Here is a 13,492-nt window from a genome sequence, read left to right as displayed (position 1 = left end):
TTGCGCATCAGTAGAAACCCGACAAATGCGTTGGTCTTCTGCTAGAAAACAGTCAAACGTGCTCAACGCCCGATTCGCGTGTGGGGAGAGTGGTGTGACGCAATCCGGTGTCTTGCCTCGCCGACGAGGGCGGGGACGCGCCCGGCGACGCCGTCGGGCGCGAATCCGCCGGGCCCTCCTCGTCGGGCTCGTCGTCACCTCGGTGCTGCTGAGCGCGGGGGGTTGGGTCACGTTCCGGGGCTGGCAGGCCCGCGCCCACCTGGTGAACGCCGCCGGGCTGGCCAAGGATCTCAGCGCCCAGGTGCGGGTCGGCGACCTGGCGCGGGCCCAGCGGACCCTGTCCGCGTTGCAGGAGCAGGCCACCGCGGCCCGGGGGGCGACCGGCGGCGTGCTCTGGCGGCTCGGCCAGCAGACCCCGTACGCCGGGGACGACCTGACCGCGGTGCGGCAGATCTCGGTGTCGGTGGACGACCTGGCCCGGCTCGCCTTTCCCACCCTGCTCCGGGTCGACCTCGCCTCGTTCCTGCCGAAACAGGGACGGCTCGACCTGGGCCGCCTGCGCGCGGTCTCGGCCGAGGTGTCCGCCGCCGACCAGGCGGTCCGGCGGACGGCGGACCGCCTGCGGGCGGTGCCGACCGGTGGCCTGGTGGCCCAGGTGCGGGACGCGGTCACCGCCCTGCGCGAGGAGTTGGACCGGTTGGGCGACCTGACCTCGGCCGCCGACCGCGCCGTCCGGTTGCTGCCGCCGTTGCTCGGCGCGGACGGGCCGCGCAGCTATCTGATCGTGTCGCAGAATCCGGCCGAGCTGCGCGCCACCGGTGGCATGTTCGGCGCGTACGCCGTGCTGCACGCCGACGCCGGTCGCATCCGGCTGGCCGGGCAGGGCTCCGCGACCGATCTCAAGTCGTTCGACCCGCCGCTCGCGGTGTCCCCGGAGATACGCCGACTCTGGTCCGACCTGCCGGGAATGTTCCCGGCGGACGTCAACCTCAGCCCGGACTTTCCAACCGCCGCCGCGCTCTATCGCGAGATGGTGCGCCGCCGCACCGGGACCGCGGTGGACGGCGTCATGGCGGTGGACCCGGTGATGCTGTCGTACCTGCTCGGCGCCATCGGCCCGGTGGCCGTGCCGGACGGGCCGGAGCTGTCCGGCGGCACCGCCGTGCGGACCCTGCTCAGCGACTCGTACCGGGACCTCGACGTGGGCGGACAGGACGACTTCTACGCGCGGGCCACCTCGGGCGTGTTCGACGCGCTGTTCACCAGATCGGTCGACCCTAAAGGTGTTTTATCCGTTATTGACCGCTCAATACAAGAACGTCGGATATTGTTCTGGAGTGTCCGATCCGAGGAACAGCGTGTACTGGCCGGCAGTCGCCTGGCCGGACAGCTTCCGGAGAAGGACACGGTGCCGACGGTCGGCGTGTTCCTCAACGACGGCAGCGGCGCGAAGCTCGGCTACTACCTCAGGTTCTCGGCCACCCTGACGGTCGGCGAATGCCACCCGGACGGACGCCGCGAACTGCGGTTGCGGGTCACGGTGCGCTCCACCGCCCCGCGGTCGGGCCTGACCACGTCGGTCACGGGCCTCGCCCTGTCCGGCGACAAGTACACCGCCCGGACCTTCGTCTCGGTGCACACGCCGAGCGGAGGCGCGGTCCTGACCGGCCGACTGGACGGGAAGGACACCGCGATGGGCAGCGGAACCGACGGCCGCCGACAGGTGGCGGTCGCGAACGTGGAGGTGGGGCCGGGGCGGACCCGGACGCTCGACGTCACGCTGCTCACCGGACAGAACGGCTCGGGCACGGCCGAGCTCGTGCTCACTCCCACCGTCACCCCGTGGACCACCCAGATAGTCAACGCACCCAGATGTGAACAGTAGGAGGGAAACCATCATGCGGCTATCCCGCATCATCATGGCGCTCACGGTGGGCCTGGCCGTCGCGGCTGCGCCGACCGCGGCCGGGGCGGCACAGCCGCAGCCACCGGTCTACCCGCCCGCACAACCGTCACTGACCCTGGTCGACCCGACCATCTTCCTCGGTGAGACCTTCACCCTGGTCGGCACCGGCTTCGGGCCGAACGAGACGGTGTCGATCGACGTCGCCATCACCGGACTCCCGGCCGCCGCTCCGGCCGAGGGGACCGCACGGCGCAGCGACGGCAGCACGGTGGCGATGGCCGCGGTGGCCTACACGCCGAACCGTGCCGCGCCGCAGCCGGCACCGACGCACTTCACCGTGCAGGCCGACGCGAACGGCAGTTTCCGCGTCACGTACCGGCCGACCCGCGTCGGCCGCTACACGTTCACCGCCACCGGTGAGACGACGGGCCGGACCGCCAGCACGACCGGCACGGTCCTTCCGGTGCGGCCGACCCACAAGCCGCGTCCGCCGCACCACGGCGGGCACCTGCCCGTCACGGGCGGCGACATCGGCACGCCGCTGAAGCTCGGTGGCGGCCTGGCCGCGGCCGGCGCGGTGCTGCTGCTGGGCTCGCTGGCCTGGCGTCGCCGTCGCCTCGGCTGACCGAGGCGCCCCGGGACCAATCCCGGGCGAGGGCGTGAGGTGCCCGCCGGACGAGAGTCCGGCGGGCACCCGCGCGTCCGGGGCACGCGCCAGAATGGCGAGGTGGAGACGACGACGCCGTGGACGGATCCGGCCGGTCTGCTCACGCTGCCCGGCGGCGCCACCGTGCGGGGGCGTCGGGTCGCCGCACCGGCCTCGCCGGCCGACTTCGCGCTGGTGCTGGCGCCCGCACCCGACCCGGCCTGGCCGGCTCGGCGGATCCGCTGGCCCGACTTCTGGGTGCCACTGGAGCGCGCCGACGCCCTCGACGCGCTGCACGAGGCGTGGCGGCGCGCGTACGCGGGTCAGCGGGTCGAGGCGGCGTGCCGCGGCGGCGTCGGCCGGACCGGCACCGCGCTCGCTGCCCTGGCCGTCCTGGACGGGCTCGACCCCGGCCGGGCGGTGGCGTGGGTACGCGCCCACTACCACCCGCGTGCCGTGGAGACGCCGTGGCAGCGGTGGTGGCTGCGCGGGGTCCGCTGACGCCGCACGTCCGACCACGGCGCGCCGCCGGCGCATCGGCGCAGCGTCACCGGCCCGGTGAGCCGCGCCGGCCCGGAGGCCGCGCTCGGTAAGGTGCCTCCTCGTGAGAGCTCGGGTCCTGGCCGCCGTCCCCGCCGTCACCCTGCTCGTCGCCGCGGCGCCCGCCCCGGCGGCGAGCGCGCCCGCGGCGGGCGCCGTCCCCGCGGCGACGGCGCCCTGCCCGCGCCTGCCCGCCCCGAAGGTGTCCCGGCCGCCGCGCCCCACCCCGCCGGAGTCGGTGCCCGAGCAGCAGGTCGTGGGCGGCGCGGCGCTGGCCGGGCCGGGCCTCGTCACCCCGCCGGGCAGTCCCGCGCCGCCGGCCGTCACCGCCACCAGTTGGCTGGTCGCCGACCTGGACAGCGGCGCCGTGCTCGGCGGATGTGGCCCGCACGCGTACGGCACGCCGGCGAGCACGCAGAAGCTGCTACTGGCCGCCACCATGCTGAACCGGCTCGACCCGAAGCAGGTGGCCGTCGCCACCCGCGCCGACCTGGACATCGAACCGGGCAGCTCGGCCGTGGGGCTGCTGGTCGGCGGACGCTACCCGGTCGAGACGCTCTGGCTGGGCCTGCTGCTCCAGTCCGGCAACGACGCGGCGAACATGCTGGCCCGGCTGGGCGCCGGCAGCGCCCGGGCCGGGGTCGCCGAGATGAACGCCGAGGCCCATCGGCTCGGCGCGTTGCAGACCCGGGCCGTCACGCCCTCCGGGCTGGACGGTCCGGGGCAGTTCACCAGCGCGTACGACCTGGCACTGATCGCCCGGGCCTGCTTCGCCGACCCGGCGTTCGGCCGGTACGCGCGGACCGAGCGGACCCAGATCCCGGCCCAGCCGGCGCTGAAGAAGGGCGGGTTCCAGATCCAGAACGAGAATCAGTTGATCTACCGCTATCCGGGTGCGCTCGGCGGAAAGACCGGTTTCACCGAGCTGGCCCGGCACAGCTACGTCGGCGCCGCCCAGCGCGGCGGCCGGCGGCTGGTGGTCACGCTGCTCGGCGCCGAGGCCCGGCCGGTACGCGGCTGGCAGCAGGGCGCGCAACTGCTCGACTGGGGTTTCGCCCTGCCCCGGGACGCCTCGGTCGGCCGGCTCGTCGCGCCGGGTGAGCTGGACGCCGCGACGCCGGGGCCGGCGGAGAAGGCCGCCCCGGCCGCCGCCACCCCCCACCCCACGACCGAACCGTGGCGGGGGCCGGCCGGGACCGCGCTGCGCCGGATGGCCGACGGGGACTGGCGGCTCATCGTGCCTGCCGCCGGGCTCCTGGCCCTCGCCGTCGGCGGCGTGGTGGCGGTGCTGGCCGCCCGCCGGGGCCGGATCCGCCGGCCCGGTCGCCGCCGCTCCTGACCTCTCGGGGCCGCCCGGCCAGGCGCACCGGGGACGCGCCGTGGTGATCTCCGCATCCCACCAACTCGTCGAGCGCGCGAGCGTACCCCGCGACACCGCCGTCGGGACGCGAATCCCCGAGCCGGCGACCCGTTCGGGTCGGCGTGGCTAGCGTGCGGGTCATGAGGACCTGGGGACCGTCCGTGGCGCTGGCCGCCGCCCTGCTCCTGCCCCTGTCGACGCCGGTGACGCCCGCCGTGGCGGCGCGGCCCGCCGGGTCGGCCCGCCGGCTGCCCGGCGGGGCGCCGCCGTGCCCGAACGTGCCGGCCCCGGCGACCCGCCCGCCGCAGGCCCCGCCGTCGCCCGATCCGGCCGCCCGATCGGTGGGCGGCGCCGCGCTGGACACCGCCGGTCTCGTCGTGCCGCCGGTGGCGACCGCGCCGCCGCCGGTGACCGCGACCTCGTGGCTGGTCGCGGACCTGGACACCGGTGCGGTGCTCGGCGGCTGCGGCCCGCACGAGTACGCGGCCCCGGCCAGCGTGCAGAAGCTGCTGCTGGCCGCCACGATGCTGCCCCGGCTGGACCCGAACCGGGAGGTCACCATGACCGCCGGGGACCTGGCGATCGAGCCGGGCAGCTCGGCGGTCGGGCTGGCCGAGGGCGGGCACTACCGGATCGAGACGATCTGGCTGGGCCTGCTGCTGAAGTCGGGAAACGAGGCGGCCAACGCGCTGGCCCGGCTCGGCGGCGGCCCGGACGGGCTGGCCGGGGGGATCCGGGCGATGAACGCCGAGGCGCACCGGCTCGGCGCCCGGCAGACGCACGCGGTCACCCCGTCCGGACTGGACGGTCCGGGGCAGTTCACCAGCGCGTACGACCTGGCGTTGATCGCCCGCGCGTGCTTCGCCGATCCGGCGTTCCGCCGCTACACCGCCACCCGCACCGCGCAGGTGCCCGCCCAGCCGGCGCTGCGGGAACGGGCCTTCCAGATCCAGAACGACAACATGCTGCTGGACCACTACCCGGGCGCGATCGGCGGCAAGACCGGCTTCACCGACGTGGCCCGGCACACGTACGTCGGCGCGGCCGAACGCGGTGGACGCCGGCTGGTGGTGACCCTGCTCGGCGCGGAGATCCCCACCCAGCGCGGCTGGCAGCAGGGCGCCGCGCTGCTGGACTGGGGGTTCGGGTTGCCCCGCGGCGCGGCGGTCGGGCGGCTGGTGGAACCCGGTGAGCTGGACCGGTCCGCGGCGCCCGCGACCGGGGCGGCGTCGGCGTTGGCCGGGCACGCCGACCTGGGCGGCGGCGCGGCGGCCCCCGGCAAGCGGCCGGGCACGGGCCTGTCGGTCACGGTCGGCGCGGTGCTGGTGGCCGGGGGAGCGGTGCTGCTGGCCCGCCGTCGCCGGCACGCCGCGGCGGTGGCCGCGACCGGCGCCGTCCTGCACGAGGCGAAAATTCCGGAAGGTGACTGAAACGACCGATCCGCGGCTACCCGCCGGCGGGGCCCGCGGTGCTGTCCCGCACCACCAGCTCGGTGGCCAACTCGATCCGGGGTGACTCGATCTCCTCGCCCTGCGCCAGGCGCAGCACGGTGCGGGCGGCGAGCCGCCCCATCTCCACGAGCGGCTGGCGCACCGTGGTCAGCGGCGGCGAGGCCCACCGGGCCTCCGGCAGGTCGTCGAAGCCCACCACGGACACGTCGTCGCAGACCCGCAACCCGCGCCGGCGTACCGCCTCGTAGACCCCGAACGCCATCTGGTCGCTGGCCGCGAAGATGGCGGTGGGCGGGTCGTCGAGGTCGAGCAGCGCGCTGCCGGCCGTGTAGCCGGAGGCGTGGTAGAAGTCGCCGGGGTGAACCAGCCGGTCGTCGGCCGGCACGCCGGCGGCAGCCAGCGCGGCCCGGTAGCCGTCCAGCCGGGCCCGGCTGCACAGCAGGTGCGGCGGGCCGGCGACGAAGCCGATCCGCTGGTGCCCCAGCTTCAGCAGATGCTCGGTGGCGGACAGGCCGCCGGTCCAGTTGGTGGCGCCGACCGCCGGCACGTCCGTCCCGGCGACCCCGGCGTCCGGGTCGACCACCACCACCGGCACGTTGAGCCGGCGCAGTTGCGCGTGCACCGCCGGACTCAGGTGCGAGGTGACCACGATCACGCCGTCGGAGGCGCGGGCGCGCAGGTTGTGCAGCCACTGCCGGGTCGAGCTGGACTCGCGGTGGACGGCCGAGACGACCACACCCACCCCGGCGGCGTGGCCGACGTCCTCCACCCCGCGGATGATCTCCACCGCCCAGGGGCTGTCCAGGTCGTTGAAGACGAGGTCGACCAGGTCCGCCCGGCGCACCGTGCGGCTGCCCCGCCGCCGGTAGCCGTGGTGCCGCAGCAACTCCTCGACCCGTTCCCGGGTGTCCGGGGCGACGTCGGAGCGCCCGTTGAGGACCCGCGACACGGTCGGCACGGAGACGCCTGCCTCCCGTGCGATCGCGGTGATGGTCACCCTGCGCTCGTCGTCCCCGCTCACCCGTGTTCCCTTCGCCGGCAGCCGGAACCGACCGGAAAGCCGTCCCGCCCCACCGACATCTTGCCGTACGGCGAGGGCTTGACGACAGATCGACCCGGTCCTAGCGTTCGCTCAAGTTGCGGAAACCTTCCGGAAATGCGTCGACCGTCCTGCGCCGACGTCCCCACCGCCGACCGACGAGGAACCTCCAGGCGTGTTCACCGACCTGTCCGAGGCGGAACTCCGCCAGCACCGCAGCGACCTGCGCGAACCGCCGGACTTCGACGCCTTCTGGGCCGAGACGCTGACCGAGGCGCGCTCCTGCGGCGACCCGGTGACGGCGACCCCGCTGTCCACCCCGCTGACCGGGGTGGACGTCTTCGACGTGACATTCCCCGGTTTCGCCGGGCAGCCGGTCCGGGCGTGGCTGCGGGTGCCCCGCGGCGTGTCCGAGCCGCTGCCGACCGTCGTGCAGTACGTGGGCTACGGCGGCGGGCGCGGCCACCCGCTGGAGAACCTGCTCTGGTCGGCCGCCGGTTTCGCCCACCTCCAGATGGACACCCGTGGCCAGGGCTCGGGATGGAGCCGCGGCGACACGCCCGACATCGCGGCGGCCGGGCCGCAGGCCCCCGGGATGGCCACCCGGGGCGTGGAGGAACCACGCCGCTACTACTACCGGCGTTTCCTCACCGACGCCGTCCGGGCCGTCGACGCCGCCTGCGAGCTGCCCGCCGTGGACCCGGCCCGGGTCGCCGTGCTCGGCCACAGCCAGGGTGGGGCCGCCGCGCTGGCCGCCGCCGCGCTGGCGCCGCAGGTGCGGGCGGCGGTGGCGCACGTGCCGTTCCTGTGCGACATCCCGCGCGCCGTGACGCTCACCGACTCCGCCCCGTTCCGCGAGATCCGCGACTATCTGGCCGTGCACCGGGACCGGGAGGAGCAGGTGTGGCGCACGCTCTCCTACGTCGACGGCGTCGCCTTCGCCCGGCGGGCCACCGCGCCGGCCCGCTTCTCCGTCGCGTTGATGGACGAGATCGTCCCGCCGTCGACCGTCTACGCCGCCTACCACGACTATCGCGGCGAGAAGGACCTGACGGTGTGGCGGTTCAACGGCCACGAGGCGGGCGGCATCGACGACGACACCGCCGCCGTCGACTTCCTCCGCGCGACGCTCGAGGTGTAAGGCGGGGGCCCTTGTTAACAGACGTCTGTTAACAAGGGCCCCCGCCTCACACCCTGGTAGAGATGGCAGGGTGCGCGGACGTACGGCGGCGGTCCTGGTCGTGGTGGTCGCGGCCCTCGCGACCGCCTGCCAGCGGCCGGCGCCGCGACCGGCTCCCACGCCGACCCCGACCGGCCCCCGCGCCCCGGCGGACGTCGTCGACCTGGCCACCGTCGACCCGAGCATCCGCACCGACATCCGGTACGCCACCGCGCACAACTTCGTCGGCCGGCCGATCGACGGCTACCCGGAGCCGCTCTGCCTGCTCACCCGCCGGGCCGCCGAGGCGCTGCACCGGGTGCAGGCCGCCGCGCTGGCCCGGGGCCGCAGCCTGAAGGTGTACGACTGCTACCGCCCACAACGGGCGGTGGACGAGTTCGTCGCGTGGGCGAAGCGCCCCGACGAGCAGCAGATGAAGGCGGAGTTCTATCCCGACCTGCCGAAGGACCGGCTCTTCGCCGACGGCTACATCGGCGCGCCCACGGCGCACAGCCGGGCCAGCACGCTCGACCTGACGCTGGTGCCGGTGCCCACCCCCGGGCAATCCGACTACACGCCCGGCCAGCCCCTGCGGCCCTGCACCGCTCCGCCCGGAGACCGCTTCGCCGACGACTCGGTCGACATGGGCACCGGGTTCGACTGCTTCGACCCCCGGGCGCACACCGCCGACGTACGGGTCACCGGCGTCGCCCGGGCGAACCGCGAGCTGCTCCGGGAGTTGATGACCGGGGAGGGGTTCGAGAACTACCCGCGCGAGTGGTGGCACTACCGGTACGTGGACGAGCCGTACCCGGACACCTGGTTCGACTTCCCGGTGGCCCGCTCGTCGCTGCGGTGACCCGGGTAACCTCATGATCCACCCGGGTCGGACGGCCGGTGACCGGGAGCCGCGCGGAAGGATGCCCTGTGGAGACCGAACGGATCGGCCCGCCGCTGCAGGCCGGGGAGCGGGAGACGCTGCGCGCGTTCCTCGACTTCCACCGGGCCACGCTTGCCCTCAAGTGCGAGGGGTTGACCGACGAGCAGTTGCGCCGACAGTCCTCGCCGCCGTCGACACTGTCCCTGCTCGGCCTGGTCCGACACATGGCCGAGGTGGAACGCACCTGGTTCCGGCGCGTCATCAACGCCGAGGACGTCCCGCTGGTCTGGTCGGACACGGGCGACTTCCAGGCCGCGTACGACGCGGCTGACGCCGACCGGGCGGAGGCGTTCGAGGCGTGGCGACGGGAGGTCGAGCACGCCCGGCGGATCGAGCGGGCGGCCGAGTCGCTCGACGTGACCGGCCACCAGGCCCGCTGGGGCGAGGACGTCTCGCTGCGCCTGGTGATGCTGCACATGCTGCACGAGTACGCCCGGCACAACGGCCACGCCGACCTCCTCCGCGAGGCCACCGACGGCACCGTCGGGGTGTAAGGCGGGGCCCCTTGTTAACGCCTGCGGTATAGGAGGGGCCCCCGCTTAACACGTCGATCATGGCCGCCGCGGGACCGAGGTCCCGCGCACCGGGCCCTCCGGCCCTGCCACCCGCCCGCTCCGGCGAGAAGCGTGGGGGTTGACAGCGGCGTGAGGAGGAGCCATGAAGGCTCTCGTGTACGGCGGTCCGGGTGAGAAGTCCTGGTCCGAGATCGCGGATCCCACCATCGCCGGCCCCCGGGACGCGATCGTCCGGGTCGACGCGGCCACCATCTGCGGGACCGATCTGCACATCCTCGGTGGGGACGTGCCCGAGGTCCAGCCGGGCCGGGTGCTCGGCCACGAGGCGGTCGGCACGGTCGTGGCGGTCGGTGACGGGGTCGCCAACCTGGTCCCGGGCGACCGGGTCCTCGCCTCCTGCATCTCCGCGTGCGGCGTGTGCCGCTACTGCCGGGACGGCGTGTACGGGCAGTGCCTCGGCGGCGGCGGATGGATTCTCGGGCACACCGTCGACGGCGTGCAGGCCGAGTACGCCCGAATCCCGTTCGCCGACCTGTCCACGTACCGTCTGCCGGAGGGCGTCTCCGATGAGGCGGCCGTGCTGCTGGCCGACATCCTGCCCACCTCGTACGAGGTCGGCGTGCTCAACGGCGGGGTGCGTCCCGGCGACACGGTCGTGGTGGTCGGCGCCGGCCCGATCGGCCTGGCCGCGATCCAGACCGCCCGGCTCTTCTCGCCGACCCACGTGGTCGCCGTGGACAAGGCGCAGAGCCGGCTCGACGCGGCGAAGCGGTTCGGCGCCGACCTGACCGTGCTCGCCGACGACGACCCGCTCGGCGCGGTCCGCACGGTCACCGGCGGGCTCGGCGCGGACGTGGCGATCGAGGCGGTCGGCGTGCCGGCCACCTTCGAGTTGTGCGCCACGCTGGTCCGCCCCGGCGGCCGGGTGGCCAACGTCGGCGTACACGGCTCCCCGGCGACGCTGCACCTGGAGCGGCTCTGGATCCGCGACGTCACCATCACCACCGGCCTGGTGGACACCCGCACCACGCCGAAGCTGCTGGACATGCTGGTCGCCGGCCAGCTCGACACCGCGCACATGGTGACCCACCGGTACACGCTGGATCAGATCATCGAGGCGTACGACGTGTTCGCCCGCCCGGCCGAGACGGGCGCGCTGAAGGTGGTGCTCACCCGCTGAGGGGTGTTAAGCGGGGCCCCTTCCTCTACCGGAGGCGTTAAGCGGGGGCCCCGCCTTACCCCCGCAGCGGCAGCCAGGCCAGCACGTCGGCGATACGCGCGTCCCAGTACGCCCAGTCGTGGTCGCCGGGACCGAAGTCGACGGTGACCGGCAGGTCGCGCCGACGCGCCGTGTCGACGAAGCGCACGTTGTCCTCGTGGAGGAAGTCCTCGGTGCCGCAGGCGACGTAGAGCGCCGGCAGGTCGTCGCCGGCCCGCGCCAGCAGCGCCACGGTGTCGTCCTCGTCCGGCGGGGGCCGGTCGCCCCAGACGGTGTGCCACACCGCCGGGTCGAGCGGGCTGGTCGGGTGGTGGCGTCGACGCACCACGTCGAGCGCGCCGGAGAGGCTGGCCGCCGCCGCGAACCGGTCCGGGTGACGCAGCGCCCACTTCATCGCGCCGTAGCCGCCCATCGACAGGCCGGCGACGAACGTGTCCTCCCGGCGGGTCGACAGGCGGAAGAACGACCGGCACACCTCGGGCAGTTCCTCGCTGAGGAACGTCCAGTACCTGTTACCGTGCTCCTCGTCGCGGTAGAAGCTCCGCTGCGCCTGCGGCATCACCACGGCCAGCCCGAGCGGGGCGACGTAGCGTTCGAGCGACGAGCGCCGGGTCCACGCCGTGTCGTCGTCGCTCAGGCCGTGCAGCAGATAGAGCACCGGCGGGTCGCCGTCGGCGGCGGCCCCGGCCAGCCCGATCCCGGCCGTGCCGCGATCGGGCAGCAGCACGGTCATCGAGGTGCCCATGCCGAGGGTCTCGGAGAAGAAGTCACAGCGGATCCGGGCCATGAGCCGGCAGCGTACCCGGGTCCCGACGGAGGTCGGATCCACCGTTCCCCTTGCCGCGGGCCGTCCCGGCGGGACAGGATGGCCTTGCGTGCCGGAAACGTGTTCGTAACCTGCGCGCTGCTGGTCTCTGTCACGAGGAAGTGGGAGTCAGGCATGAGCGACGTCTCGGCGGCACTGGGTGTGCGCCTCTACCCGGACCTGGTCGAGCCCGGCGGCCTGGCCCCCGCGCTCGCGCAGACCGCGACCGCGCACCGGCTCGACGTCGGCCAGGTGAGCGCTCCCGAGCAGGGCCGCAGCCGGTTCACCTGCGCCGAGCTGACCTCCGACCGGGGGGTGGTCTGCGTCAGCCTCGGCGCCCAGGCCCGCTACTTCATGATCGACCTGCGGATCGACGGCGAGGTCCAGGCCCGTGGCGACGCCACCGACCTGCTCCAGGTCGCGCAGGTCGCCGATGCCTGGCGGGCCGGCGCCACGCTCGCCGAGCTCACCGCGCGTTTCCCGTTCATGGAGCAGATGAAGCGCCACCCGGTCGCCCAGGCGGGTTGAAGCGACGCGGTGGTCACCGGCTGAGGCCGATCGCCGTCGCCAGGTGCGCCACGCCGCCCGGCGCCGGGCCGCCGCGGGCCACCTCGCCGATCAGGGTACGCGCCAGCGGTCGCACCCTGACCTCCTCCGGCGCGATCCGGTCCACGTCGGTCAGGGCGCGGCCCGCCCGGAGCAGGTCACCGACCTGGAGGTACGCCCGCGCGGCGTCGACCAGGTGCGCGGCGCGGTGCTCGACGGGTAACCGCAGCCACCATGGCTCCCGGACCGTCGCTTCGTGCCGCGCGACCGCCGCACCGCCGTCGCCGAGTTCGACCGCCGCCGCCACGCGCGCCACCTCCACCGCCACCGGCCCGAAACCGCTGTGGTCGGCGTCCCGACCGCCGTCGGCCCGCTCGGCGATCTCGGCTGCCCTGTCCAGCCACTCCGCCGTACGACGGGCGTCGCCGCAGGAGGCGGCGGCGAGAGCCGCCTCGACCCACAGCGTCCCGGACAACGCCCACCCGTCCGCTGACGGATCGTGCCTCTCCGCCGAGGCGATCCGGTTCGCGGCAGCGATCGTCACCATCGCCGCGAGCCGCCCACGTCCTGCCGTACGCAGCGCCTGGCTGAGCGGCACCGCCGCGATCGCCGTCCACCTCGGGTCACCGGCGGCCACCGTCACGGCTCGGTCGGCGGCCAGCCACGCCACGTCCGGCTCGCCGAGTTTCACCAGCACCGACGCCGTGATCTGGTAGGCCCGTACCAGCAGGCCCGTCGCGTCGTCCCCGCCGCGCTCGTGTGCGTGCCGGGCGGTGTCGAGCAGGTCGGGGATCAGGCGCAACAACTGCGAGTAGCGCGCGTGCCGGTACGCCGACCGCGCATGTTCCACCCGCAGGCCCAGATCGTGCGCCGCCCGCATCGGTGGCCCGGCGGACGCGGTCGGGGACACGCCGTACCGGGCGAGCGCCGCCCGTATTCCGTCCACACCGTCGACGCCGTCCACCGCCGCTTGCGTCTCCCGACCCAGCAGCGCCGCCGGCTCCACCCGCAGCACCCGGGCCAGGTCCTGGATGACGGAGAACCGGTCGAGCGCGCGTACGCCACGTTCGACCTTGTCGACCCAGCTCTTCGACTTGCCCAGCCGGTCGGCGAGCATCTGCTGTGTCATCCGCCGCCGGACCCGCCACTGCGCGACCCGACGACCGACCGGCACCTCACCCCCGGTCACGACGCCGCCGATCGGGCACCGCCCTCGTCGTCTCGTCAACCGGTATCCGGTCCGCCTCGGCCTGCGCGAGGAGCCGCTGTCTCGCCGCCTCCCGCTCGGCGTCCTGAATCTGCTCGCCCCGGCTCTTGGCCGGCTTACGCTGCGCCTTGCCCACCTGAATTCTCCTCGGGGAAGGGC

Annotated in this window: 14 protein-coding genes; 10 read left to right on the top strand and 4 right to left on the bottom strand. The window is 74.5% G+C overall.

Annotated features, from left to right (window positions below):
• Window positions 1–202: 202 nt before the first annotated feature.
• The 5 genes from O7619_RS19660 to O7619_RS19640 all read left to right on the top strand — a co-directional run bounded on the left by O7619_RS19660 (window position 203) and on the right by O7619_RS19640 (window position 5,882).
• Window positions 203–1,885 (top strand): DUF4012 domain-containing protein, encoded by a 1,683-nt coding sequence (locus O7619_RS19660; RefSeq protein ID WP_282282556.1) that lies wholly within the window; start codon window positions 203–205, stop codon window positions 1,883–1,885.
• A 13-nt stretch (window positions 1,886–1,898) separates the two neighbouring features.
• Window positions 1,899–2,531 (top strand): hypothetical protein, encoded by a 633-nt coding sequence (locus O7619_RS19655; protein WP_282282555.1) that lies wholly within the window; start codon window positions 1,899–1,901, stop codon window positions 2,529–2,531.
• A 102-nt stretch (window positions 2,532–2,633) separates the two neighbouring features.
• Window positions 2,634–3,053 (top strand): protein phosphatase, encoded by a 420-nt coding sequence (locus tag O7619_RS19650; protein ID WP_282282554.1) that lies wholly within the window; start codon window positions 2,634–2,636, stop codon window positions 3,051–3,053.
• A 103-nt stretch (window positions 3,054–3,156) separates the two neighbouring features.
• Window positions 3,157–4,431 carry a serine hydrolase gene (locus O7619_RS19645; RefSeq protein WP_282282553.1) on the top strand — a complete coding sequence of 425 codons (1,275 nt, stop codon included), beginning with the start codon at window positions 3,157–3,159 and terminating at the stop codon, window positions 4,429–4,431.
• Window positions 4,432–4,592: 161 nt separating this feature from the next.
• On the top strand, window positions 4,593–5,882 hold the full coding sequence (locus tag O7619_RS19640) for a serine hydrolase (protein WP_282282552.1): 1,290 nt from the start codon (window positions 4,593–4,595) through the stop codon (window positions 5,880–5,882).
• A gap of 16 nt (window positions 5,883–5,898) precedes the next feature.
• On the opposite strand, the gene O7619_RS19635 is transcribed toward O7619_RS19640, so the two are convergent.
• Window positions 5,899–6,924: a substrate-binding domain-containing protein gene (locus tag O7619_RS19635; RefSeq protein ID WP_282282551.1), complete on the bottom strand. Its 1,026-nt coding sequence runs from the start codon at window positions 6,922–6,924 to the stop codon at window positions 5,899–5,901.
• Between the two features lie 193 nt (window positions 6,925–7,117).
• Between O7619_RS19635 and O7619_RS19630 the strand changes: the two genes are divergently transcribed.
• From O7619_RS19630 to O7619_RS19615, 4 genes are all read left to right on the top strand, one after another.
• On the top strand, window positions 7,118–8,083 hold the full coding sequence (locus O7619_RS19630; RefSeq protein WP_282282550.1) for an acetylxylan esterase: 966 nt from the start codon (window positions 7,118–7,120) through the stop codon (window positions 8,081–8,083).
• A gap of 70 nt (window positions 8,084–8,153) precedes the next feature.
• Entirely contained in the window at window positions 8,154–8,960 is an 807-nt protein-coding gene (locus O7619_RS19625; RefSeq protein WP_282282549.1) for a M15 family metallopeptidase, read from the top strand.
• A 68-nt stretch (window positions 8,961–9,028) separates the two neighbouring features.
• Entirely contained in the window at window positions 9,029–9,535 is a 507-nt protein-coding gene (locus tag O7619_RS19620) for a DinB family protein (RefSeq protein WP_282282548.1), read from the top strand.
• A gap of 163 nt (window positions 9,536–9,698) precedes the next feature.
• Window positions 9,699–10,736, top strand: coding sequence for a zinc-dependent alcohol dehydrogenase family protein (locus O7619_RS19615; protein ID WP_282282547.1), 1,038 nt, complete (start codon window positions 9,699–9,701; stop codon window positions 10,734–10,736).
• A 55-nt stretch (window positions 10,737–10,791) separates the two neighbouring features.
• Here the strand turns inward: O7619_RS19615 and O7619_RS19610 are convergent, their stop codons facing one another.
• Window positions 10,792–11,562 carry an alpha/beta hydrolase family protein gene (locus tag O7619_RS19610; RefSeq protein ID WP_282282546.1) on the bottom strand — a complete coding sequence of 257 codons (771 nt, stop codon included), beginning with the start codon at window positions 11,560–11,562 and terminating at the stop codon, window positions 10,792–10,794.
• Window positions 11,563–11,715: 153 nt separating this feature from the next.
• On the opposite strand from O7619_RS19610, the gene O7619_RS19605 reads away from it, so the two are divergent.
• Complete coding sequence (locus O7619_RS19605) at window positions 11,716–12,108, top strand: hypothetical protein (protein ID WP_282282545.1); 393 nt, start codon at window positions 11,716–11,718, stop codon at window positions 12,106–12,108.
• 13 nt (window positions 12,109–12,121) lie between these two features.
• Here O7619_RS19605 and O7619_RS19600 read toward each other — a convergent pair whose 3' ends face one another.
• Both O7619_RS19600 and O7619_RS19595 read right to left on the bottom strand, forming a co-directional pair.
• Entirely contained in the window at window positions 12,122–13,315 is a 1,194-nt protein-coding gene (locus O7619_RS19600; RefSeq protein ID WP_282282544.1) for a helix-turn-helix transcriptional regulator, read from the bottom strand.
• On the bottom strand, window positions 13,302–13,469 hold the full coding sequence (locus O7619_RS19595; RefSeq protein WP_282282543.1) for a hypothetical protein: 168 nt from the start codon (window positions 13,467–13,469) through the stop codon (window positions 13,302–13,304). The genes O7619_RS19600 and O7619_RS19595 overlap by 14 nt, the downstream gene beginning before the upstream one ends.
• Window positions 13,470–13,492: the final 23 nt, after the last annotated feature.

Source organism: Micromonospora sp. WMMD998, assembly GCF_029581235.1.
GTDB lineage: Bacteria > Actinomycetota > Actinomycetes > Mycobacteriales > Micromonosporaceae > Micromonospora.
Note: the sequence above shows the minus strand (reverse complement) of the source record. Positions and strands in the feature narration are given on the sequence as shown.

Excerpts from the sequence above, each read along its gene's own strand:
- O7619_RS19655 (WP_282282555.1), top strand. The coding sequence starts at position 1,899 with ATGCGGCTATCCCGCATCATCATGGCGCTCACGGTGGGCCTGGCCGTC.
- O7619_RS19640 (WP_282282552.1), top strand. The coding sequence starts at position 4,593 with ATGAGGACCTGGGGACCGTCCGTGGCGCTGGCCGCCGCCCTGCTCCTG.
- O7619_RS19615 (WP_282282547.1), top strand. The coding sequence starts at position 9,699 with ATGAAGGCTCTCGTGTACGGCGGTCCGGGTGAGAAGTCCTGGTCCGAG.
- O7619_RS19610 (WP_282282546.1), bottom strand. The coding sequence starts at position 11,562 with ATGGCCCGGATCCGCTGTGACTTCTTCTCCGAGACCCTCGGCATGGGC.
- O7619_RS19605 (WP_282282545.1), top strand. The coding sequence starts at position 11,716 with ATGAGCGACGTCTCGGCGGCACTGGGTGTGCGCCTCTACCCGGACCTG.